Source organism: Demequina salsinemoris (genome assembly GCF_000974805.1).
Classification (GTDB): Bacteria; Actinomycetota; Actinomycetes; order Actinomycetales; family Demequinaceae; genus Demequina; species Demequina salsinemoris.
In genome coordinates this window covers 1-993 of the sequence record NZ_BBQZ01000016.1, presented here as the reverse complement: position 1 = coordinate 993, position 993 = coordinate 1, and the positions used below count along the sequence as shown (strand labels likewise).

The window sequence follows — 993 nt, the reverse complement described above, 5'->3', positions numbered from 1 at the left end:
ACAGGCCTCGTCCGACGCGGCCCAGGTGCTGGACCAGATCGGCGCATCGGTGAACGAGCTCGCGGAGCTGTCGGCCAACCTGCGCGCGAAGGTCGACTACTTCACCTACTGACCTCGAGTCGCGGTCTCCCGGCGGAATCCCGCCGGGTCACGGATCTCGAGACCCCACGTCGAGGCGCCCCGGAGCGAAGCCGCTCCGGGGCGTTCTCGCGCCCGTAGGGCTTCCGTCTGTGTGAGAATCGCGCCCGTTCGCGTGCCCGATTGGTGCCGTGTCCCTGAATTCGTGTCCGATTCTCACAAGTGCGATTGTGTGCACGATGAGGCGTGCGTAGGGACCACACCACCACACACGTCGAACCCGGTCGGGAGAATCATGTCAGTCACGTCAATCGCGAAGGGCCGCCTGAACAAGCGGTTCCCGCTGTCCGCTCAGATCTTCGCCGCGTTCGGCACGGTCGTGCTGCTGCTCGTCGCGGTCGCCTCGCTGTCCTTCACCCAGCTCACCAAGCAGGGCGACCAGGACGTCGACATCATGACCAAGATCTACATGTCCGACGCGAAGATCGCGGAGACCAAGGACGCGCTGTACGCGATCCGCATGCAGGGCCTTCGCCTCCTCACCCTCCCCGAGGATCAGGTCCCCGACGCCTGGGAGGTGCAGCAGGCCAACTTCGCCGCGTTCATGACGAACATCGAGGAGCTGTCGGCCCAGTACCAGGAGTACTTCGGCGAGGAGATCGTCTACGCCGACGAGGACGTCGCAGCGTACGAGAGCTACGTCGCGGGCCTCACGGCGATCTACGACCCGACGTCGACCGATCCCGAGCCGACCGTCGCGGAGCTGACCGCCTACGCCAACCAGGTGGTCGACTCGATGGACAAGCTGACCGAGCAGGTCGCCACCCAGGTCACCGTCGACGTCGACGCCTCGGCCGCGGAGACCACCCACATCAAGCTCCTGCTCTCCGTGATCGCCGGCGTGGCCGTCGCCCT

1 protein-coding gene is annotated in these 993 nt (G+C 66.0%); it reads left to right on the top strand.

Annotated features, from left to right (window positions below):
• Nucleotides 1-373: 373 nt before the first annotated feature.
• Nucleotides 374-993 (top strand): hypothetical protein (locus AOP78_RS14630; protein WP_152659599.1); only part of this gene is annotated, 620 nt, incomplete at its 3' end.